Source organism: Ochrobactrum quorumnocens, from assembly GCF_002278035.1.
Classification (GTDB): domain Bacteria; phylum Pseudomonadota; class Alphaproteobacteria; order Rhizobiales; family Rhizobiaceae; genus Brucella; species Brucella quorumnocens.
Genome location: NZ_CP022603.1, coordinates 505,735 through 527,832, shown reverse-complemented (window position 1 = coordinate 527,832; position 22,098 = coordinate 505,735). Strand labels below are relative to the sequence as shown.

The following is a 22,098-nucleotide window of genomic DNA, read 5'->3' as shown; positions in this document are numbered from 1 at the left end:
GATGAATAGACGTAAGTTTATCCAGACAACGCTTTTGGGCGGCACTGCTGCCATGCTTGCGCCCGGCTTTTCGTGGGCTGTCGAAGACGGCGTGACACTGAAATCCATCAAGGACCGGGGCGCGCTGCGCATCGGCGTATTCAACGGCACACCGCCGTACTACCAGAAAAACCTCGCCACTGGTGAATGGGACGGTTTCTGCGTTTCCATGGGCAAGGACCTCGCCGAATATATTGGTGTGCCGCTGGAAATGGTCGAAACCACCTGGGGCAACTCCGTCATGGACCTTCAAGGTGGCAAGATCGACATTATGTTTGCTCTCAGCAATAATCCTGAACGTGCGAAATCGGTCGACTTCACCGAAGCTATGATGGACAATGTCTTTTCCGTCATCACCAGCAAGGATCGTGAGATCAAAAACTGGGAAGAGCTGAACAAGCCTGAAATCCGCGTCACGGTTGATCTCGGTTCTACGCAGGATCTCTTCGCTCGCAAAACGTTGCCCAATTGCACGCTTGTCGCGCTTAAAGGTGCGGATGAAACCGTTATCGCTCTACAATCTGGTCGGGCCGATGTAATCGTGCAGGTCGCACTGATGTCTGTTGTGACGGCGCATAAGCTTGGCGACAAATTTAGAGTATTTGTTCCTGAGCCGCTGGATAGCCAACCCACCACGATTGGCGTGCGCAAAGATGCAAACGGCGAATTCCGCGACTACGTTGACGTTTGGCTCAAAAAACGTCGTGAAGACGGCAAGGTCAATGAATGGATCGTCAACAGCCTTTCGCTAGTGGGTGTGCAGCCATCTGACTTGCCGCCAACTTTGAAGTTCTGACGCGTCAACCATCATGCAGCATCAGCAAAGATCACTCGGTGTCATCATGCTTGACACCGGCTTTCCGCGTCCGCCCGGAGATGTCGGGAATCCGGCATCATGGGAGATGCCGGTAAGGTTCAAGAAGGTAAGCGGAGCATCACCCGACAAGATCATTCGTCAGGGTGGTGCGGGGTTGATCGAAGACTTCGTTATTGCTGGCGAGGCTCTGATTGCTGAAGGATGCAGGGCGCTCGTTACCTCTTGCGGCTTCATGGCGCGCCACCAAGGCACTTTAAACGGAAAACTGTCGGTGCCGATTGCTACCTCCAGCCTGCTTCAGTTGCCGATGGTCAGCACATTGGTCGGTCCGCAGCGCGCGGTGGGGGTAATCACCTATGATGAAGCGAGCCTTGACGATGCAATCTTCGCCGCCTGTGGTGCCAGCATCCGCACGCCAAGGATTGGCATGCCAGGCGGTGGTGCCTTTCGCGAGTTGATTGAAGGCAGCGGAACTTATGATCGCTCGGCTCTTGAAACTGAAATTACAAACGCCGCACAAGAGCTGAAGTTACGCGAACCCAATCTTGGTGCCGTTGTTCTTGAGTGCACAAACATGCCGCCATTTGCACAAGCAGTCGCAAAAACATGTGGCTTGCCGGTGTTCGATGTCCTGTCGCTGGGGCATTGGCTGTTCAGCTCAACGTCTTCCCGTGCCTTCGCCGGGATGTCAGAAAGAGTGAATTAATGGACTATCAATGGGACTTTTCCGGCCTTTGGCAGTATCGGGGATTATTCCTCCAAGGCCTGGCCTACACGGTCGGTTTTACGATTATAACCGTACTCTCGGGCATATTCGTTGGAACAGTCTTTGCTCTTGGCAGGCTTTCCGGCAACAAAATCATCACCGTTCCCATTATGACGGTCGTTGAGATATTTCGCTGTACGCCGGTACTGGTGCAGTTGGTCTGGTGCTACTACGCACTCCCGATGCTGATTGGTTTTGAAATTTCGCCTGCCATGGCGGCTTTCATTACGCTTACCTTCTATGGTGCTGCATTTTATGCGGAAATCATCCGTGGCGGCATCGTTTCCATTGATGCGGGGCAGTGGGATGCAGGGCGTGCAATCGGTATGCGTCGCGGCCAGCTGATGGGCAAGATTATTCTACCGCAGGCACTGCGCCGCATGGTGCCGCCACTGGTCAACCAGTCTGTGCTTCAGCTGAAAAACACATCGCTTTTGTCGGTCCTTGCTGTGCCTGATCTTCTTTATCAGGGCCAGCTGGTTACTTCGGCTACCTATCGGCCGCTTGAAACCTACACCCTGATTGCAGTGCTTTATCTCGCTGTCCTGTTCCCTCTGACACGGCTCGCCCATGGGCTGGAAGGCAGGCTGAAATGATGAGCCGAATGAAGCAAGCAAGCCTTGTGGAGATAAGCCATGAATGCTGAACCGATGATCGAAGTGCGTGGGCTGAAAAAGTCTTTTGGCGACATTGAGGTGCTGCGCAATATCAGTCTCACAGTTGAGCGCGGGCAGGTGGTTGCGCTGATCGGGCCAAGTGGCTCCGGCAAATCGACACTGCTCCGCAGTCTTAATCTGCTTTCGCTGCCGGATGCGGGTTACATCGCAATTGGTCAGCAGAAAATCGATTTCTCGTCCGGGGACGTGTCGCTCACGGACAAATATCTAGCGGCATTCCGCGCCAATACCGGGATGGTGTTTCAGAACTTCAATCTGTTTCCGCATATGAGCGTTCTCGATAACGTCATGATTGGGCCGGTCACTGTTCTCAAACAGGACAAAAAGGCTGCCCGCGAACTGGCCATGGAACTGTTGGAAAAGGTCGGGCTTGCAGCCCGTGCGGACGCCAGACCAGAGCAGCTCTCGGGCGGTCAGAAACAGCGCGTTGCGATTGCAAGGGCGCTCGCGATGCGCCCCGATGTGATGCTGTTTGACGAGGCAACATCGGCTCTCGATCCAGCACTGGTCGGTGAAGTTCTGGCGGTCATACGACAACTGGCCGAGCAGGGCATGACGATGATCCTTGTGACCCATGAAATGGCCTTTGCTCGTGATGTCGCTGACAAGGTCATCTTCATGCAGGACGGTTACGTCGTTGAAACCGGCGATGCCCGTCAGGTGATCAATGAGCCGCATGAACCCGCAACCCGAGAGTTTCTGAGCCATTTCCACGGCGGTCTCGCATAAATGCACGCACAGAACGGATAAATGTCATGACAGGCAATGTAATTGTCGTCGGGGCTGGCATTATCGGCTCCACCACCGCCTTGCGGCTCGCTGATGCCGGTTTGAAAGTAACGCTTTGCGACGGCTCAGAACCGGGCGGAGAGCAAAGTGCAAGCTACGGAAACGGTGGCTGGATCAGTCCCGCCTCGATCATTCCCATGAGTATGCCTGGCTTGTGGCGGCAGGTCCCCGGATTTCTGCTTGATCGCAACGGGCCACTGACCCTTGACTGGAAATCGGTCCCAAGGCTGACACCATGGCTTCTCCGGTTCCTGCTCGCAGGGGCCACAAAATCGCGGGTGACAAAAACTGCTGCCAAGCTCAACTGGCTGCTTAATGATGGACCGAAACGCCACCTTGAGCTGGCCAGTAAGACCGGGCAGGAACATCTCATCGTGCAGAAGGGCCTGCTTTACGCCTATCCTGATCGTGCAGCCTTTGAGGCTGAGGCTCTCAGCTGGCAGCTGCGTCGTGATAACGGTATTCTGTTCGACGAATGGCAGGAAGCAGAATTGCGTGAACGTATTCCTGCGCTTGGAGGCAATTTTCGCTTCGCCATTCATGTAAAGGAAGGCGCGCATTGTCTTGATACTGGAGGCTATGTTGCGGGTATTGCAGCGCAAGCGGAAAAGGCAGGCGTTCGTTTTATTCGAAAGAACGTCGTAAAAGTTCTCACAGGTGTTTCGCCGCGTGTTGTGCTCGATAATGATGAGAGTATCGCCGCCGATTATATCGTGCTGGCAGCGGGCATCCATTCCGGGCGCATCATGAGCGATCTCGGCTTGTATGTGCCGATGCAAAGCGAGCGCGGGTATCATGTGACCTTGCCCTTGAACGAGCTTCCCTTTGATATCCCGATCATGCCGAGCACCGGGCGGATGGGCAATACACCCACCAATATGGGTTTGCGTTTATCCGGTCAGGTCGAGCTGGCAACGGTGGAGAAAGCGCCCGACTGGCGACGCTCGGAGGTGCTGCTTAAGCACGCATTGGCGAGCTATCCCAATTTGGAAAAGCAGGATCTGCAGCATCTCAAACTCTGGATGGGGCATCGCCCGTCGCCTGCAGATGGCGTTCCGGTGATAGGCAAACTTACGCACCATCCGGGGATCATTGCCGCCTTCGGTCACGGTCATATTGGGATCGCTGCAGCCCCCAAAACCGCTGAGATCGTTCTCGACGCAATCAACAACGTACCCCCATCAGACAGCGTTCGCGCCTTCTCGCCCGCGCGCTTCGGTTGTTAGAGCGGTTCCAGTTAATATTGAACCGCTCTATCTTTTTGTTTTTACGCATTATCCCTACGCAAAACCGCTTCGCACTTTTGCTGGAAATGCTTTGATTATCCTGAGTTCAGAGGAATGAAACTATGATGCTCAAAGGTGGCTTCACCAATTATGGCCAGCAAATAGGTGTGCTGATGCTGGACACGATTTTCCCTCGTCCTGCTGGCGATATCGGCAATGCGCTGTCCTATGATTTTCCTGTGCGTTACAAGACAGTAAAAGGTGCACATGCCACACGTATCATGGGCAAAAATCCTGATCCAAAACTGATCGAACCATTCATCGAGGCGGCACGCGAACTCGAAGCGGAGGGCGTACGCGCCATTACCACAAGCTGTGGTTTTTTGGGGCCGTTCCAGAAAGATATTGCCGCAGCGGTCAACATTCCGGTCTTCACATCATCGCTGATGCAGGCGCCGATTATTCACGCCATGCTGCCACCTGGTAAAGTCATCGGTGTCTTCACTGAGCGAGCGCATCATATGAATGACGCGCATTTCAAAGGCGTTGGCTGGTCGTCCGATGTAATCCCTGTGCAGGTGCAGGGAATGAAGCAGAATGCCGAGTTTCCACAGACCTATATTGAAGGTCGCGATTATCTCGACACGGAAGTGTTGAAGGAAGAAATGCTGGAAATGACGCGGGAATTTATGGCGAGTTGCGAAAACCCAGGCGCTATTCTGCTTGAATGCACCAATATGTGCCCGTTTTCATCGTATGTTGCGGCGGAATCCGGCTTGCCTGTGTTCGATATCAATACGCTAATCAATACGTTCTATCTCGCAGCCAATCCACGTCGCTATCTCTAAATTCAACCCAATGATAAATCACAGCGGCAGTACATTTTAGCCGCTGTGAGAATTTTCAATCATTTTTCATAAGGAAAGGTGGACCAGACTGCCATCAAACAGTCCGTTTCAACATATTCCACCGACACAGAATAAATTTGCCCCAATACCGCATATTTCAGTCGCCTGATCTTTGAGATTTTGTCACGAAGCCGAGAAACTACGCTCGGCTGATCCATGTTCGCGCGCAGCGTCTAGGGTTCTGCCCGAAATTGCGATGGTCAGCGAAAGTGGATGTGCCGATGCCCTATCAGTTAAGCCTTCTCGACAAGAGCCCGGTGGCGCAATCAGGGAGCGCGGAAATAGCGCTCGCAAATACAGTTTCTTATGCGCAGGCTGCGGAGCAGTCGGGTTACAAGAGGTTCTGGGTTGCGGAGCACCATCACGCGGATGAGCTGGCCGGGCCTTCACCTGAGGTGCTTGTTTCCTATCTTCTGGCATCGACAAAGCGGATCAGGATTGGTTCCGGCGGCGTGATGCTGCAGCATTACAGCCCTTACAAAGTTGCCGAAAACTTCAACCTTCTAGCAGCCCTTGGGCGCGGACGCGTTGATCTCGGTGTCGGCAAGGCTCCAGGCGGACTTCCATTGTCAACCAAGGCCTTGCAGCAGGAAACAGGCAGCGAAAAACGGCTCGATTTTAACAGCAAGCTTGAACAGCTCAGCGCATTTCTTGGCGGTGACAAGATCACTTCCGGCCCGTTTGAAGGACTGGTCGCAACTCCCAAACCACAGGTGTCTGCGGAAAAATTCGTGCTGGGTGCAAGCCCTGAAAGCGCGTTGCTCGCCGCGCATTCCGGCTGGGATTTTGTTTATGCCGGTCATTTGAACGGCGATACTGCCAATCTGCAGAAGACGTTCGACGCCTATCACAATGTGACTGGAAAAGTGCCCGTGCTGGCGCTTGGTGCGGTCGTTGCCGAGAGCCAAGACGCGGTTGATGCTGCGGTTTCGAAAATTAAAATCTTCAAGGTTCATCTCACCTCCGGACAATCAGTTTCGGTTGGCACACAGGAGGCAGCCGCCGAGTTTGCGCGGCAGGCTGGAGAGACTGATTATCGGGTTGAAGAAAAACATCCAAATGTGCTCGCGGGTTCAGCAAAACAAGTGAAGCAGAAGCTCGATGAACTGCACGAGCAATATGGGGTGGCTGAGTTTGTGCTCGAGTTTCCCGCTGTTTCTCATGAACTAAGAATAGCTGCCATCGAAAGCCTCGCAGGCGAACGTCTGGCTATTGCCGCCTGATCCAAAGCCACTGGCTATAGGGAGTACCTCAAATGAGTTCCAAGCAGATTAGATTCGGTGTGATGCTGCAGGGTGCAGGCGGACATATGAATGCCTGGAAACATCCATCCGGGCCGGCAGATGCCAGCGTGAATCTTCAGTTTTTCATTGATGCGGCACGCAAGTCCGAAGAGGCTGGCATCAGCTTCGCCTTCATCGCGGACGGGCTTTATATCAACGAGATTTCCATTCCGCATTTTCTCAATCGCTTTGAGCCTTTGACGGTCCTTTCAGCGCTCGCTGCAAACACAAAGCGCATTGGTCTCGCAGGCACGGTTTCGACGTCCTATAGCGACCCGTTTACGATCGCGCGGCAATTCGCATCGCTTGATCTCATCTCCGGCGGACGTGCGGGCTGGAATGTGGTGACAACACCGCTCGAAGGGTCAGGCCGTAACTATGGCAAGCCACATCCCGAGCACGCGCTTCGTTATGAAATCGCCGATGAATATCTTGAAGTGACCAAAGGTCTTTGGGATTCATGGGATGAAGATGCGTTCGTTCGCGATCGCGAAAGCGGACAGTTTTACAAACCCGAAGGTTTCCATCGGCTCGACCACAAGGGGCGCTTCTTCTCGGTTGAAGGGCCGCTCAATATCCAGCGCTCGCCTCAGGGCCAGCCTGTTATCTTTCAGGCCGGTGCTTCCGAAGCGGGTGTAGGACTTGCGGGCAAACATGCCGACGCCGTCTTCACCAATGCCGGCACCATCAAGGACAGCCAGACATTTTATGCGCAGATCAAAGCAAGTGCGGTTGCCCATGGGCGTTCGCAGGACGATGTCGGCATTTATCCGGGCATCGGCCCCATTGTTGGACGAACCGAAACTGAAGCCGAAGAGAAATACCAGGCGATCCGCAATCTCGTAAGCATCCACGAAGCGCTCTCCTATCTCGGACGTTTCTTCGATCACCATGATTTCACCGCCTATGATCTCGATGCGCCTTTCCCTGACCTTGGTGATGTCGGCAAGAACAGCTTTCGTTCGACAACCGATCGCATCAAGCGCGACGCGGCTGCAAATAAGCTCAGTCTGCGTGAAGTGGCTCTGAATGTGGCTACACCACGCACTTCCTTCATCGGCACGGCAGAGAAAATTGCCGACGAAGTCATTCTCTGGAAAGAGCAGAAGGCCGCTGACGGTTTCATTCTAGGCTTCCCGGTGATTGCCGAAGGGCTGGATGATTTTATTGCCCATGTCCTGCCAATTCTGGAAGAGCGCGGATATCATGAAGACAGCCTGAAACACGATACGCTGCGCGGAAATCTTGGGTTGGAGCATCCGCAGAGCCGTTATGCGAAGCCCGTTGAAAACAATGATGCCGGAAGTCACCGAAAGGGTGCGGCATGAATATTCAACGGTCGCCAGACGTAAACCGGAAACTGGAAATCGAGGCAGGTCTTGCCTCGTTTATCGACGAGTTTATCGCTTTGCGTCGCGACATTCATATCCATCCGGAACTGGCGTTCAAGGAGACCCGCACATCTGCTCTGGTGGCAGATTATCTGAAGCAATGGGGCTATGACGTTACAGCCGGCGTTGGCGGTTCCGGCGTGGTTGGCACATTGAAGCGTGGCAACTCCGGCAAGACCATTGGCATCAGGGCGGACATGGACGCCCTGCCGATTATCGAGGCGACTGGCCTTGATTACGCAAGCAGCAATTCTGGTGTGATGCACGCATGTGGCCATGACGGACATACGACCATTCTACTGGCAGCGGCTCGATATCTCGCCCAGTCTGGTTGCTTTTCCGGCACGGTGCATCTGATTTTCCAGCCCGCTGAAGAGATCGGGGCAGGTGCCCGACGCATGATCGAAGAAGGCCTCTTTGAGCGCTTCCCGTGCGATGCTGTTTATGGTTTGCATAACTGGCCGGGTGTGCCCGCAGGAAAGTTCGGCTTCGTGACCGGGCCCGCGATGGCATCGGTGGATCGCGCAAGAATTCGTGTGAACGGGCGTGGCGGTCATGGTGCAGAACCACACAAGTCGGTCGATCCGGTTGTGGTTGCCTCATCCATTGTTCTGGCCCTGCAAACGGTGGTCGCACGCAATCTTGATCCGCTTGATATGGGTGTGGTGACGGTGGCCTCCATTCATGGCGGCGATGCGTTGAATGTCATTCCCGCGCATGTCGATCTTGGCATTACCATCCGCTCGTTCTCGCAAACTGTACGTGAAGAGTTGCGGCGGCGGATTGAAGCTGTCGCGCGCTCACAAGCCGAAAGCTTTGGTGCTGTTGCTGATGTCAATTATCAGTGGGGCTTTCCTGCCCTGATCAATGCAAAAGCCGAGACGGAATTTGCGCGACAGGTCGCGCTCAGCACTTTTCCCCACGACACCGTTATTGAAGATTTCCGTCCGCGCACAGCAAGCGAGGACTTTGCGTTCATGCTCGAACAGAAGCCGGGGACGTACTTCTTCGTCGGCAATGGCGACAGTGCGGGCCTGCATAGCCCCAATTATAATTTCAACGATGAAATCCTGCTTCCAGCCGCGCTGTTTTGGGTTCGGCTGACCGAAGCCTCGCTGATCTGAGATTGCACGATTTCTTCAACATGGATGGCCCATCATGGCGGATGAATTTCTCTACACTTCAACGACCGATATTCGTGCGGTGCCGCTGATCGAGGCGCTGACAATCGAGTATGACACGCGCTACGGCACCTATTTCAATGAAGAGGGTGCAGCAGCCGAAATGAACAAATATCCGCCGGAAGCCTTCGCGCCTCCGCACGGCAATTTCCTGCTGCTGCTCCGTGACGGTCAGACAATCGGTGGTGGTGCATTCATGCGCTATGACGATGTGACAGCCGAATTCAAGCGCATCTGGACGCATAGCGATTTGCGCAGGCAGGGACTTGCCAAAAAGGTGCTTGAAGAGCTGGAAGCGCAGGCACACCGTCAGGGTTACAAGCGCGTTTATCTGACCACTGGTTTCCGGCAGCCGGAAGCCAAAGAGCTTTATCTCAGAAATGGTTATACGGCGCTTTTCGATGTGTCCGCCGACCCCGAGGTTTACGGGACTTTGCCTTTCGAGAAAAATATAGAGAATATCAGACAAGTTGATTTTAATCATTCCGATGCGACTGCGGAGCACGCGGCATTTGGATAAGTAAATGTTAGGGTACAAGAGTGGGTGTTATAGAAAAAACATCCACTGATCGATGTTTAAATAGACTTATTTGTTTTGAAACTTGATGCCTCATCTCGGAAAATCAACCAGAGTGACTTCCATGACAGACATGTCTGCATTGGATCAGAAGTTAAATGATATTTCGGAGCGGCGTTGATTATGGCAATTGCTACAGATTTTGCAGGGACAGACGGGGAAGTTAATTCCCGCGTAAGTCCGGGTGACTTCAAGCACTACAAGATCGTTCCGGCGCGCTATCCGGCGCGTGTGATTGGTACTATCTTGGCTGCTGGCCTGATTATCGCCGTACTGCAGTCGGTTCTGACCAACCCCAAATGGGGCTGGTCAGTCTTTGCAGAATGGTTCTTGTCAGAGCCCGTTCTTGTCGGTTTGATGCGGACGCTGTGGCTGACAGCGCTTGCAACGGTGCTTGGATTTGCACTGGGAACCGCACTCGCGCTTGCTCGCGTTTCACGCTCGCCGCTGCTATCCGGTCTTTCCTGGGCCTATATCTGGCTGCTGCGATCCATTCCACTCATCGTCCTGCTTCTGGTTCTGAACAATCTCGGCTATCTATATGAAACTGTTAGGCTTGGTGTCCCATATACGGATATCACCTTTGCCGAATATCCCACTGTTCAAATCCTCAGTCCGTTTGCTGCGGCACTTCTGGGCTTGAGTCTCAATCAGGCTGCGTTCTCTTCCGAGATTATCCGTGGCGGCATTCTATCTGTCGATCAGGGGCAGCTCGAAGCTGCCGCCGCTCTCGGCTTGCCGCGACGCAGACAGGCCTTCCGCATCGTGCTTCCGCAAGCCATGCGCACAATACTTCCGACGGGCTTTAATGAAATCATCGGTCTCGCCAAAGGCACGTCGATGGTCTACGTGCTTGCGCTGCCGGAACTCTTCTACACGGTGCAGGTCATCTACCGCCGCAACCTAGAAGTCATTCCCCTGCTGATGGTCGCAACCGTCTGGTATCTGATCATCATGACGGTGCTGTCGATTGCGCAATATTACATCGAACGCCATTTCTCACGCGGTGCATTGCGCAATCCGCCTCCAGCCATACTGACACGCCTTTTCGCTCGTTTCATTCCTGCTCAAGCAACGACATCGACCAAAGCGCAGAACGTAGTCAGCCGCGAGCAGGACGTACAGATTACTGATGCGCTCGCTATCAACGGGTTCACAGGTGCACGACGCGGTGCGGTGGACATTCACTGTGTATCCAAAAGCTTCGGCAACAATCTCGTTCTTGATAATGTCAGCTTGCATATCAAACCCGGCAGCGTGACTGCGATCCTCGGACCATCAGGTTCAGGCAAATCGACATTGCTGCGATCCATCAATCATCTGGAACGTGTGGATGACGGCTTTATCTCGATTGATGACGAACTGCTGGGCTATCGCCAGAGCGGTAACACTCTCTACGAGCTTAAAGAAAAAGACATTCTGAAAAAACGCGTCGATGTTGGCATGGTGTTTCAGAACTTTAATCTCTTCCCGCATCTGACTGTGCTGGAAAACATCATCGAAGCACCGATGATTGTCCGTGGACTGAGCCGGGATGGCGCGACCGTGATTGCAAAGCGTCTGCTGGCGCGCGTTGGTCTCAGCGAAAAAATCGTTGCCTATCCGCGCCAGCTTTCCGGTGGTCAGCAACAACGTGTCGCCATCGCCCGCACACTGGCCCTCAATCCAAAAGTCATCCTGTTCGACGAACCCACCTCTGCCCTTGACCCTGAACTGGTTGGTGAAGTGCTGGATGTCATCAAGGAGCTTGCACGCTCTGGCACCACGCTTGTCATCGTAACCCATGAGATCGGCTTTGCCCGTGAAGTGGCGGATACGGTGGTCTTCATGGAAGAGGGCCGTATTCTCGAAACCGGCAGGCCGGAGCAGCTTTTCAATGCGGCAACGCATCCCCGAACCCGGGAGTTTCTCGCAAAAGTCCTTTGACGCCAGAACGCCCGTTGTTTTTAAGCGCATCCCGAAAACCGGTTCCCACTTTTCGGGATGCACTCAGGATCAAAACCACAACTCCCGACAATTGCGATTGCCCTGACGGGGCAATCGACGGGGATTGTTTGTCCAAAATTCAGATTATTCTCAGGAGTCATTCAATGAAATCAGGCAACTACAAGAACGCAATACTGGGCAGCTTTCTGGCAGCAGCAACGCTGTTCAGCGCGCCAGCCTTTTCCGCCGAACTCGATTTGAGCCCGCAGCAGCCAAACCGTCTGCGCACGGAAAAGAGCGAAGCCGCCGTCAATGCCGTTCCCAAGGATTTCAAGTTCGTGCAGGACGGCAAGTTCGTCGTCGGCATCAATCCTTGGGTGCCCCCGATCAGCACTTACGCAACGGATGCAAAGACGGTCGTGGCTTTCGATCCTGATCTCATTCAGCTGGTTTCTGATACGTTGGGCCGTGAGCTTGTGCTGGTGCCAATCGCCTGGGCTGACTGGCCGCTTTCACTTGAATCCGGCAAGTTCGATGCCGTGATTTCCAATGTGACCGTGACCGAAGAACGCAAGGAAAAGTTCGACTTTTCAACGTATCGCAAGGATGAGCTAGGGTTTTACGTCAAGGCGGACAGTGCGATTACATCGCTGAAAGAGCCAAAGGATATTGCGGGCCTGAAGATCATTACCGATCCCGGCACCAATCAGGAAAACATCCTTCTGCAGTGGGACAAGCAGAATGTCGAAGCCGGTCTTAAGCCCGTCGAAGTGCAGTATTACGACGACGATGCGGTCAAGAGCCTCGCGCTTGAATCCGGTCGTGCGGATGCGGTCTTCAGCGTCAATGCAGTGCAGGCCTACGCCGCATCGCAGCACGGCAAAACCAAGCTTGTCGGCACGGTAAGTGGCGGCTGGCCGCAGACGGCCGAGGTGGCAATCACCACCCGCAAGGGCAGCGGTCTGGCCGATGCGCTGACGCTGTCGCTCAATGAACTCATCAAGAACGGCAAATATCATCAGGTGCTTGAGCGTTGGAGCCTGAGTTCTGAAGCCGTTGACGAGGCCAAAACCAACCCTGCCGGATTGCCGAAAAGCGGATCGTAAGATCCGCTCGTAATGGGATAAAAGGTAAAGAAATCAGGTCATTACATAGAGTTCTACACTCAAGGAGATGGGAATATGACTTATATCAGAAAAGCGGGATACTTCACTGCGGGCCTGATTTCAGGGGCTTTGCTGATGACCAATGCTGCATGGAGTGAGGGCAGATTTGATCTCAGTCCAGAACAGCCAAACCGTTTGCGGGTTGAAAAAATCGATAAGCGTATCGATGAGGTCAAGGACTTCAAATTCGTCAAAGACGGTGTTCTGACCATTGGCATCAGCACCAGCGGGCATCTGCCGCTGCACGACTATGCATCAGATTCCAAGACTGTCATCGGCTACGATGTCGATCTGGCACAGATCATTGCCGATAGTCTCGGACGCGATCTCGAACTGGTTTCGGTTGCGTGGGCCGATTGGCCTCTTGGGCTTGCTTCGGGCAAATTCGATGCCGTGATTTCCAATGTCACAGTGACGGAAGAGCGGAAGGAGAAGTTTGATTTCTCCACTTATCGCAAGGATGAGCTTGGCTTTTACGTCAAGGCTGACAGCGCGATCAAGGAGCTCAAACAGCCCAAGGATATTGAAGGCCTCAAGATCATCACCGATGCAGGCACCAATCAGGAAAAGGTGCTGCTGGAATGGGATCGTCAGAATGTTGCAGCCGGTCTGAAACCGATTGAGGTGCAATATTACGACGATGACGCGGTCAAGGATCTCGCCATTCAAAGTGGCCGCGCCGATGCGGTGTTCAGCGTGAATGCGACGCAGGCCTATTCCGCTGGTATCAATGGCAAGACCAAGCTGGTTGGCACGGTCAGTGGCGGCTGGCCGATCACCGCCGAGATTGCGGTCACAACGCGCAAGGGCAGTGGGCTTGCAGCTCCACTGACCAATGTTCTCAACGATCTGATTGCAAGCGGTGCCTATACCAAGGTTCTCGATACCTGGAACCTTGGACCGGAAGCCATCACCGAAGCCAAGACAAATCCACAGGGCCTGCCGAAGAGCGGCTCGTGAGGGGCTGGGCTGGCACATGAGGGGACGCATATGCCAGCCCGCTTTAATTTACATATATGGAGAACGGTTCATGAGAGCAGGTGCTCTGTTAGTTACTGCATGGGCGTTGTTAGGCGCTTCATCCCTGCCGGCCTTTTCGGAGGATGATTTTGATTTATCACCCGAGCAGGCTGGCCGCATTCACGTGCAGAAAGATGCTGCAGCAATCGCTGCCATTCCTGCAGATTTCAAATTCGTCACGCCGGGCAAGCTGACTGTGGCCGTTGCTCCGGGCGGTCCGCCGCTGGCGGCTTACGCCACAGATGCCAAGACCGTTGTAGGTGCGGATGCAGACTATGCGTCGGCGATTGCGGAAAGCCTTGGGCTTGAACTCGAAAGCGTTCCGGTCGCATGGATCGATTGGCCGCTGGGTCTCGCATCCGGCAAATATGATGCCGTGATATCCAATGTTGGCGTAACGGAAGAGCGCAAGGAAAAGTTCGACTTTTCGACCTATCGGCAGGGCTTGCATGGCTTTTTCGTAAAAGCCGACAGTAAAGTTACCTCCATCAAGGAACCCATGGATGCTGCAGGCCTCCGCATCATCGTGGGTGCTGGGACCAATCAGGAGCGCATTCTCGTCAAATGGAGCGAAGAGAATGAGAAGGCGGGGCTCAAGCCGCTGGAACTGCAATATTACGATGACGAAGCTGCAAGCCTTCTGGCTCTGCAATCGGGCCGGGCCGATGTGATCGTGCAGCCCCACGCGCAGCTCGTGTTCATCGCCTCCCGTGACAAGAATATCAAACGTGTCGGCACGCTGAGTGCGGGCTGGCCGGATCGCTCGGATGTGGCGATTACAACGCGCAAAGGCAGCGGACTTGCCGATGCACTGACCATTGCCACCAACAGCCTGATCGCAAGCGGAGACTATGCCCGCACTCTCGACCGCTGGCATCTGAAGGAAGAGGCTCTCAAACAATCGGAGACCAATCCGCCCGGATTGCCGAAGTTCTAATAACGTTCCTGCGCGCATCTTATCAGAAAACAGGTTCACACTTGTCGGGATGCACTCACATACAGAAGGATAAAACGTGCCAAAATCGATCGATTATTTCTTTTCCATCGGGTCGCCCTGGTCATATCTCGGGCTTGATACGCTTGAGGAGCTGGCAGAGCGGCATGTGATCGAAATCAAGCCTTATCTTGCGACCGTCATCGAGGAAAATGGCGGCATCTTTTCGCGCAATCGTCCGGAAGCCCGTCGCGCCTATGGCGCGCAAGATCTCAAGCGTTGGGCCAAGTTTCGCGGCAAACCGCTTTTCATTGATAGCCGCCCGGCTCTGAGTGACCCCACACCTGCTTCATTCAGTGTGATTGCTGCCTATCTTGAAGGTCAAAACTGGCTGCAGCTGACACGTGTACTTCAACATGCATTTTGGTCTGAGGCTAAGGATATTGGCAAGCCGGAAGTCCGCAGTGCCGTCGCCGATGAAGCTGGCTTTAACGGTCAGTATCTGTTGGGCCGTGAGAATGATCACGACGTTCAGGCCAAATGGAAATCGGATCGCGAACGTGCCGTCGATAGGGGTGTGTTTGGTTTTCCGACCTATATTTACGATACTGAGACCTATTGGGGACAAGATAATCTCGGCTTTCTGGCGAGCCATCTGCGCGGAGAAACCTATTAAATTCAATCGGCTGCATTAGAAACTTCAGATATTGCAGCCAGTTGTCATATAGGCTGTTAGCGAAGCGCGTATCCACCATCCGGATAAAGGTTCGATCCGGTCACAAACCTGTTTCCCATCAGGTAAAGTACTGTATCGGCAATCTCGGATTCAGTGCCTGGTCTGCCGACAAGCGAATTTTGACGATAGTGTTCATAGGCCATTTCGCGCATTTCCTGCGGACGATTTTGCCAAAGATGGCCGTCGATTGTACCGGGGGAAATCGTGTTCACCCGGATGGGTGCCAGATCAATCGCCAACCCGCGACCGAGCCCTTCGATTGCACTGTTGCAAGCTGCATAAACTGCGCCACCCTTGATTGGCCTTGCACTGGCCGCACCGGCCATCAAGGTGATCGAACCAGTCCTATCGAGATGCGGAACAGCGTGCTTTACAGCCCAGTATTGGCCCCAGAACTTTGAACGAAACGGGCTTTCAATTGCCTCTATGTCGTCGCTGTCGAGGCCGACCACGGTGTAGGTGGCTGCCGGGATGAACAAATGATCGAAAGCGCCGATTGCGCAGAAGAATGTCGCAAGAGATTCGGTGTCGGAGGTATCGACTTCCAATGCGGTTGATCTCTCTCCCAGAGTTTTAGCAGCCTGGCCAAGTCTTGCAGGATCGCGTGCGCCTATAACGACCTTGCCGCCTGCTTCTACTGCCTTCTTTGCAACGGCGAACCCGATCCCGGTACTTCCACCGATCACAACGATTTTCTTATCTTGCAGTGCTTCTGACATTGCTCATCCTTCACAACTCTGAAACTTTGTGAAAGGCAATTTATCATGGAGAAAATTTCGCATTTCTGGCATTATTTATATTCAATCACGACAAATATTATCGACATATGATTTCAAACGAACGGTTTAACGGTATCAGAGCATTTGTTCAGGCTGAGCAATCGGGCAGCTTCGCGGCTGCATCAACCGTGTTGGGCCTGTCGCAATCTGCAGTCAGCAAGTCTGTTGCGCGGCTTGAAGATCGTCTCGGCGTACGGTTGTTTCATCGCACGACCCGTAGTCTAAGCCTGACCGACGAGGGGCGCGTTTATCTGGAAAGCTGCCGTCGGGCGCTTGAAGAACTTGCGAATGCAGAAACTGCACTTTCTTCCCGCATAGCTGTTCCGTCAGGACGGGTGCGGATTAATCTGCCGGATTTGTTTGGCCGGAAATGCGTTGCACCTTTGTTGATGCAACTCGCACAAGCCCACCCACAGCTGCATTTTGAAGTGTCATTTGAGAACCGCGTCGTGAACCTCATCGAAGAGGGGTACGATCTTGCGGTGCGGATCGGTGATCTGCCCGATAGTACGGATCTGATTTCTAAACGCGTGGGTCAACAGGACGTCATCATTTGTGCATCACCCTCCTACATATCGGCCTATGGTAAGCCTTCGAAACTGAGTGACGTTCAAGAGCATTTCTGTGTCACACAGTTTCGCAGTGGGCGGAACGAACCATGGGTCGCTTTAAACGAGCATGGGGAAAAGGTTCGATGCGATATCCGCGCGAACCATAGCTTTGCTGCTTTTGATATGATCGTCGATGCGGGTATTGCTGGCTTGGGGCTTGTGCAGATACCCCGCTGGCTGGTCGAAGACGAGCTCTTGTCCGGCGCGTTGGTTCAGGTTTTGCCGGATATCAGAACGCCTTCGTTACCGATCCGTATCATATGGCCGGGCGGGCGTGTTCTTGCATCACGCGTGAGAGCAACGATTGATGCAATTGCTGAAGGCTTGCGGTAGACCGCGCCGCGCTTGATAAACGCGGCGCTGCTTAATTTTACTGGCTGGAGAGGCTGTTTCCAGCTGGGGCACCAAGCTCAAAAAGCTTGGAACCTTGCTCGCCATCGATCTCCCGATAACCAATGATCCGAAACCATTTAACGACATCAGGACGATCACGCCAGCTTCTGGAATGTATCGGACGGTCGCCGGAAAGCGCCTGAATTTGCTTGATGTGCTTCCGACAAAAGCGGACGGATCGCGCATTGAAGAAGTCTTCCTTCGCCGCAAACAGGGTATCTGTTCCATCATCCGCCTCTTGCCAGGCAATGATCGCCACGACCTTGTCGTCTTCAATCAGTGCATGTGCGCGTCCTTCGCGCAGGTTCATGGTAAGGTTATCGTAGGCCGATCTTACGTCTTTCCCGGCCGCGATATATTCCGCTGCCATTCGCTCAGAAAGGTCGTGAAAAACGCTTTCCAGATCACCAACACTTGCTGTGCGTGCTTTCATCTTTCTGACCTCCCTTGGTTATTTTCCTCCGCACCCAACGGGATAATCTGATTATCCCAAGGCTGATCGGATCGATATCTTCAACGTCAAAACGCTGAAGCCGGTTCCACTTTGAAAATATGCCATGTTGGGTTTGTCAATAAAACCCAATAAAGCCAACGCAAGATATTGGGATAGAGTCTAACATTGCTCTGTGACGGGCGCTTAGCACGATGATCCATGAATCACGGAAATATGAAGCGCAAATTCCTTGAGTAGCGCAGGCAGCGCAATCATATTTCTTAGCTCAATGAGTACGTAGTCGTAAAATCACCGTTCTGACAAACGCTCATCGAGAAGCGCCCACCTCATTTCGCAATAGCCTCAGGAACGATCAATTGAACAAGTCTCTTCATCTTACGGCGTTTATGCGCCCTGTAAGCCTGCATACTGGCGCTTGGCGATATCCCGGTGCCTATGCCGACGCAAATTTCAATTTCAAGCATCTGAAGGCTTTTGCTCACAAACTTGAAGCGGCGAAATTCGACGCATTCTTCATGGCGGATCATCTTGCTGTCCTCAACATGCCGGTCGAGGCGCTGAAACGCAGTCATACGGTTACATCGTTTGAACCATTCACGCTGCTGTCGGCTCTGGCTGCGGTGACTGACAAGATCGGACTGGCCGCAACGGCGTCCACCACATTTGACGAGCCCTATCATATTGCCAGACGTTTTGCCTCGCTTGACCATATCAGCCAGGGGCGCGCAGCGTGGAACATCGTCACGACGTCCAATCCCGATTCAGCGCTTAATTTCGGCAAGGACGAGCATGTCGAGCATGGCGAACGCTACAAGCGTGCGCGCGAGTTCTATGATGTTGTAACGGGACTTTGGGACAGCTTTGCGGATGACGCATTCATCCGGGATCAGGAAAGCGGCATCTTCTTTGATCCATCCAAGATGCATGTTCTGGATCATCATGGCGATGATTTTAATGTGCGTGGACCACTTAATATTGCGCGTCCCGTACAAGGATGGCCGGTGATTGTTCAGGCTGGTCAATCAGAACCGGGTCGCCAGCTGGCGGCAGAAACGGCGGAAGTGGTGTTTTGTGCGCCGCAAGACATTGTTGAATCAAAAAAGCTTTATGCTGATTTGAAGTCGCGGTTGGCTGCCGCCGGTCGCGCGCCATCGTCGTTGAAGATATTGCCTGCAGCCTTCATCGTCCTTGGCGATAGCCTTGAGGAAGCCAAGCAGAAGCGTGCGAAGCTCGATAGTCTTGTTCATTATGATAGCGGTATCGCATCGTTGTCGATTGCTCTGGGCCATGATGTATCAGGCTTTGATCCAGACGACTATTTGCCTCAAATTCCCGAAACCAATGCAAGCAAGTCGGGCAGGGCGCAAGTTCTCAAATTGGCCGAAGAGGAAAAGCTGACTGTCCGTCAGCTCGCCCAGCGTTACGGCGGCTATTCAGGTCTTGCTTTCGTCGGAACCGTCGAAAGCGTTGCCGATGAAATGCAGAAGTGGCTGGAAGAGGATGCCAGTGACGGCTTCACGGTTGTATTCCCCTTCCTGCCGGAAGGCCTTGATGATGTGGCGGAAAGACTGGTGCCTGAGCTACAGCGCCGTGGTATCTTCCGCACTGATTACGAGGGCAGCACGCTGCGTGAACACCTGGGCCTCCCACGCCCTTCAAACCGCTTTTTTGATGGCAGCTAAGGTGTCTGAACTCTGAACCGATGCAGCTGGATGGATCGGTATTTTCAAACCGAGATTGTCCCGCAATGTCGGACCATCATAATCGCTGCGGGCAAGCCCGCGGCGACGAAGCTCCGGCAGAACCAGCTCGGCAAAGTCTTCCAGACCTGCCGGGAAGATAGGCGGCATCACATTGAAACCATCCGCGCCATAGGTTTCAAAACGCTCTTCGAGCGCGTCAGCAACGTCCGTCGCGGTGCCCACGATTTGCAGATGACCACGCGCGCCAGCAACCCGTAGATAAAGCTCACGAATGGTCAGATTTTCACGCCGCGCTAATTCAAACAGAAGCTCTTGTCTGCTTTTGCTGCCTTGAGTTTCCGGCAACTCAGGCACTGGACCGTCGAGATCAAACTGCGAAAGGTCGGGACCAGACCAGCCCGAAGAGAGAATATTGAGCCCCACAGACGAGTGAATGAGGTTCTGGAGTTCGTCAAACTTATCCTGAGCCTCCTGTCTCGTGCGACCAACAACCGGAAAAATGCCCGGCATGATTTTGATATCGTCTGCATCACGCCCATAGTGTGCTGCACGCTGTTTGACATCCTTGTAGAAAGCGGCGGCTTCCTCAACAGTCTGCTGTGCCGTGAAAACAACATCTGCACTTTTTGCTGCCAAGTCCTTTCCAGCCGCCGATGAACCGGCCTGCACCGTCACGGGATGCCCTTGCGGCGAACGCGGTACATTTAGCGGTCCCTGAACCGAGAAGTGTTTACCCTTGTGATTAAGCACATGCCGCTTGTTAGGTTCGAAGAACCGTGCCTGCTCCTTGTCATAAAGAAAGGCATCATCTTCCCAGCTGTTCCATAGCCCCTTGACGACATCGGCAAATTCTTCCGCCCGCTCATAACGGTCGGCATGTTCATAATGACGGTCGAGGTTGAAATTGCGCGCCTCAAAGTCGCTGGCCGAAGTCACAAGGTTATAGCCTGCGCGACCCCCGCTTAAATGGTCAAGTGAGGCAAATTTTCGTGCGATGTGAAAAGGCTCATTGAAGCTCGATGAGGCCGTTGCAACAAGACCGATATGGTTGGTGACAGCCGAGAGCGCGGACAAAAGCGTGAGCGGCTCAAACTGTGCTATATAGCTGTGCGCTGTGCGGCTCAGAATTTCGAGATTGTCGCCGCGGGTTCCCGCACCATCGGCAAGAAACAGCAAATCGAATTTGGCTGCTTCTGCCAGCGAGGCAACGTTGCGGTAATAGTCGAAGTTGATGCCAGCATTTGCAACAGCATCTGGGTGCCGCCATGCCGCAATATGGTGGCCGACGGGATAGACAAACAAGCCAAATCGCAGAAAACCCTCACGCTTTGCCATTTCAGGCGCTCCGGGCTTGAGATGGTGTTGCAACGGATAAGGCTGGCAGTTCCAGATTGGCGCGGAAGTCAGAACCGATATAATCCGTATCAATCAACGACCGGCGTCGAAGCTCCGGGATCAGACCATTTAGAAGCAAATCTTCCTGATCGGGATTACCAATGCCATGCAGCGTGAGAACGTCAACAGCACCTGTGTTGAAGCGTTCTTCAATCGCATCGACGAGTTGCTCCGGCGTGCCTGCAATCGACCAGTGACCGGTTTCCTGTGCCTCAATAATCAACTGACGCAAGGTCAAACCTTCGCGCGCATAGCGACGGAAAACTTCGACACGGCCCCGGCGACGGTTAATGCTGGTGATTTCCGGCAACAGGTTTTCCGGCAGCGGCTTGTCGAGCGGCAGATCGCTCAGATCAATATGCCCGCCGAGCATATCTGCAAGTTTGACACGTCCCTGATCATAGTCGATTGCCTCATGCTTGTCTTTCAGACGGCGAGCAACATCGGCTTCAGAAGAGCCAATCAGCGAATGAAGCGAGTTCATGATGAATGGCAGATTGTTGCCACGGCCAAACTGTGCTGCGCGGCGGCGCAGCTCGGCGGCAAAGGCCACAGCATCTTCGAGCTTCGGCTGTGACGTATAGACGACTTCAGCATAGCGGGCGCCAACCGTGACACCGGCGTCGGATTGGCCGGCCTGAAACTGAACCGGACGACCCTGCGGCAGAGGTGGCACATTCAGTGGCCCTTCTACGCTGAAATGCTTGCCACGATAGTTGATAGGGTGAAATTTTTCCGGGTGGACAGAGATATTACCCGAAGCTTTGCGGGTGATCGCATCACGTTCATTTGCATCATAGAGCGCGTTGACGATCTCGATGAATTCCGCAGCCCGTTCATAGCGCTCTTCCGGACTTGGCAGATCGCCGCCGAAATTCTCTTCGCCGACCGAAGAGGTCACGGCATTCCAACCGGTTCTGCCACCGCTCAAATGGTCCAGTGTTCCAATCTGGCGTGCGAGATTGTAAGGATGCAGAAATGTCGTGGATACGGTCGCAATAAGCCCGATATGTGAAGTCGCATGTGCCAGCGCTGCAAGCGCGATAACCGGGTCTTGCGTTCCGGTGGTGCCTGCAAGACCCGCCGGATCAAGTTGTAGAAGGTCGGCTGTAAAAAGACCGGTGATTTTCTCGGCTTCAGCCTTCTTTGCCAGCTCTATTGCGCGTTTGAACCCAAAGGTCTTGTCCTGGTCAGTGTCCGCGGAAACAACGTTGCTGGCACCGAACAGGGTTTTCAAGCGGCGGGTACGTGTTCTGGTCATGGTGATCTCCTGAAGAAGCGCATCCCGAAAAGCGTGAAACGGTTTTCGGAAAAGATGCGCGTTAAA

21 protein-coding genes are annotated in these 22,098 nt (G+C 53.6%); 17 read left to right on the top strand and 4 right to left on the bottom strand.

The window, feature by feature from the left end; translation table 11 throughout:
• The first annotated feature begins 1 nt into the window (after nt 1).
• The 15 genes from CES85_RS02575 to CES85_RS02505 all read left to right on the top strand — a co-directional run bounded on the left by CES85_RS02575 (nt 2) and on the right by CES85_RS02505 (nt 15,376).
• Nucleotides 2-835 carry a transporter substrate-binding domain-containing protein gene (locus CES85_RS02575; RefSeq protein ID WP_095444502.1) on the top strand — a complete coding sequence of 278 codons (834 nt, stop codon included), beginning with the start codon at nt 2-4 and terminating at the stop codon, nt 833-835.
• A gap of 13 nt (nt 836-848) precedes the next feature.
• Complete coding sequence (locus CES85_RS02570; protein WP_095444501.1) at nt 849-1,562, top strand: aspartate/glutamate racemase family protein; 714 nt, start codon at nt 849-851, stop codon at nt 1,560-1,562.
• Nucleotides 1,562-2,218 (top strand): amino acid ABC transporter permease, encoded by a 657-nt coding sequence (locus CES85_RS02565; RefSeq protein WP_012093406.1) that lies wholly within the window; start codon nt 1,562-1,564, stop codon nt 2,216-2,218. Before CES85_RS02570 ends, CES85_RS02565 begins: the two co-directional genes overlap by 1 nt.
• A gap of 39 nt (nt 2,219-2,257) precedes the next feature.
• The gene (locus CES85_RS02560; RefSeq protein ID WP_095444500.1) at nt 2,258-3,028 is read left to right on the top strand and encodes an amino acid ABC transporter ATP-binding protein; all 771 of its coding nucleotides are present in this window, start codon (nt 2,258-2,260) and stop codon (nt 3,026-3,028) included.
• 26 nt (nt 3,029-3,054) lie between these two features.
• The gene (locus CES85_RS02555) at nt 3,055-4,314 is read left to right on the top strand and encodes an NAD(P)/FAD-dependent oxidoreductase (RefSeq protein WP_095444499.1); all 1,260 of its coding nucleotides are present in this window, start codon (nt 3,055-3,057) and stop codon (nt 4,312-4,314) included.
• Nucleotides 4,315-4,436: 122 nt separating this feature from the next.
• The gene (locus CES85_RS02550; protein ID WP_095444498.1) at nt 4,437-5,162 is read left to right on the top strand and encodes an aspartate/glutamate racemase family protein; all 726 of its coding nucleotides are present in this window, start codon (nt 4,437-4,439) and stop codon (nt 5,160-5,162) included.
• Nucleotides 5,163-5,443: 281 nt separating this feature from the next.
• Complete coding sequence (locus CES85_RS02545) at nt 5,444-6,445, top strand: MsnO8 family LLM class oxidoreductase (RefSeq protein ID WP_095444497.1); 1,002 nt, start codon at nt 5,444-5,446, stop codon at nt 6,443-6,445.
• A 32-nt stretch (nt 6,446-6,477) separates the two neighbouring features.
• Nucleotides 6,478-7,833, top strand: coding sequence for an LLM class flavin-dependent oxidoreductase (locus tag CES85_RS02540; protein ID WP_095444496.1), 1,356 nt, complete (start codon nt 6,478-6,480; stop codon nt 7,831-7,833).
• Nucleotides 7,830-9,020, top strand: coding sequence for a M20 aminoacylase family protein (locus CES85_RS02535; protein ID WP_095444495.1), 1,191 nt, complete (start codon nt 7,830-7,832; stop codon nt 9,018-9,020). The genes CES85_RS02540 and CES85_RS02535 overlap by 4 nt, the downstream gene beginning before the upstream one ends.
• A gap of 34 nt (nt 9,021-9,054) precedes the next feature.
• On the top strand, nt 9,055-9,597 hold the full coding sequence (locus tag CES85_RS02530) for a GNAT family N-acetyltransferase (protein WP_095444494.1): 543 nt from the start codon (nt 9,055-9,057) through the stop codon (nt 9,595-9,597).
• A gap of 180 nt (nt 9,598-9,777) precedes the next feature.
• Nucleotides 9,778-11,580 (top strand): amino acid ABC transporter permease/ATP-binding protein, encoded by a 1,803-nt coding sequence (locus tag CES85_RS28055; protein WP_095444493.1) that lies wholly within the window; start codon nt 9,778-9,780, stop codon nt 11,578-11,580.
• A 164-nt stretch (nt 11,581-11,744) separates the two neighbouring features.
• Nucleotides 11,745-12,686, top strand: a complete 942-nt coding sequence (locus tag CES85_RS02520) for an ABC transporter substrate-binding protein (protein ID WP_095444492.1) — start codon at nt 11,745-11,747, stop codon at nt 12,684-12,686.
• 135 nt (nt 12,687-12,821) lie between these two features.
• Nucleotides 12,822-13,706: an ABC transporter substrate-binding protein gene (locus CES85_RS02515; RefSeq protein WP_374891760.1), complete on the top strand. Its 885-nt coding sequence runs from the start codon at nt 12,822-12,824 to the stop codon at nt 13,704-13,706.
• Nucleotides 13,707-13,776: 70 nt separating this feature from the next.
• Nucleotides 13,777-14,703 carry an ABC transporter substrate-binding protein gene (locus CES85_RS02510; RefSeq protein ID WP_095444490.1) on the top strand — a complete coding sequence of 309 codons (927 nt, stop codon included), beginning with the start codon at nt 13,777-13,779 and terminating at the stop codon, nt 14,701-14,703.
• A 76-nt stretch (nt 14,704-14,779) separates the two neighbouring features.
• Entirely contained in the window at nt 14,780-15,376 is a 597-nt protein-coding gene (locus CES85_RS02505) for a 2-hydroxychromene-2-carboxylate isomerase (RefSeq protein ID WP_095444489.1), read from the top strand.
• 56 nt (nt 15,377-15,432) lie between these two features.
• Here CES85_RS02505 and CES85_RS02500 read toward each other — a convergent pair whose 3' ends face one another.
• Complete coding sequence (locus CES85_RS02500; RefSeq protein WP_095444488.1) at nt 15,433-16,155, bottom strand: SDR family oxidoreductase; 723 nt, start codon at nt 16,153-16,155, stop codon at nt 15,433-15,435.
• A gap of 107 nt (nt 16,156-16,262) precedes the next feature.
• On the opposite strand from CES85_RS02500, the gene CES85_RS02495 reads away from it, so the two are divergent.
• Nucleotides 16,263-17,159: a LysR family transcriptional regulator gene (locus CES85_RS02495; RefSeq protein WP_095444487.1), complete on the top strand. Its 897-nt coding sequence runs from the start codon at nt 16,263-16,265 to the stop codon at nt 17,157-17,159.
• A gap of 37 nt (nt 17,160-17,196) precedes the next feature.
• Here the strand turns inward: CES85_RS02495 and CES85_RS02490 are convergent, their stop codons facing one another.
• Complete coding sequence (locus CES85_RS02490; protein ID WP_095444486.1) at nt 17,197-17,652, bottom strand: hypothetical protein; 456 nt, start codon at nt 17,650-17,652, stop codon at nt 17,197-17,199.
• A gap of 407 nt (nt 17,653-18,059) precedes the next feature.
• Between CES85_RS02490 and CES85_RS02485 the strand changes: the two genes are divergently transcribed.
• On the top strand, nt 18,060-19,355 hold the full coding sequence (locus tag CES85_RS02485) for an LLM class flavin-dependent oxidoreductase (protein WP_095444485.1): 1,296 nt from the start codon (nt 18,060-18,062) through the stop codon (nt 19,353-19,355).
• On the opposite strand, the gene CES85_RS02480 is transcribed toward CES85_RS02485, so the two are convergent.
• The gene (locus tag CES85_RS02480; protein ID WP_095444484.1) at nt 19,329-20,711 is read right to left on the bottom strand and encodes an LLM class flavin-dependent oxidoreductase; all 1,383 of its coding nucleotides are present in this window, start codon (nt 20,709-20,711) and stop codon (nt 19,329-19,331) included. The two genes, CES85_RS02485 and CES85_RS02480, sit on opposite strands and share 27 nt — an antisense overlap.
• 1 nt (nt 20,712) lies before the next feature.
• Complete coding sequence (locus CES85_RS02475; protein ID WP_095444483.1) at nt 20,713-22,032, bottom strand: NtaA/DmoA family FMN-dependent monooxygenase; 1,320 nt, start codon at nt 22,030-22,032, stop codon at nt 20,713-20,715.
• Nucleotides 22,033-22,098 lie beyond the last annotated feature (66 nt).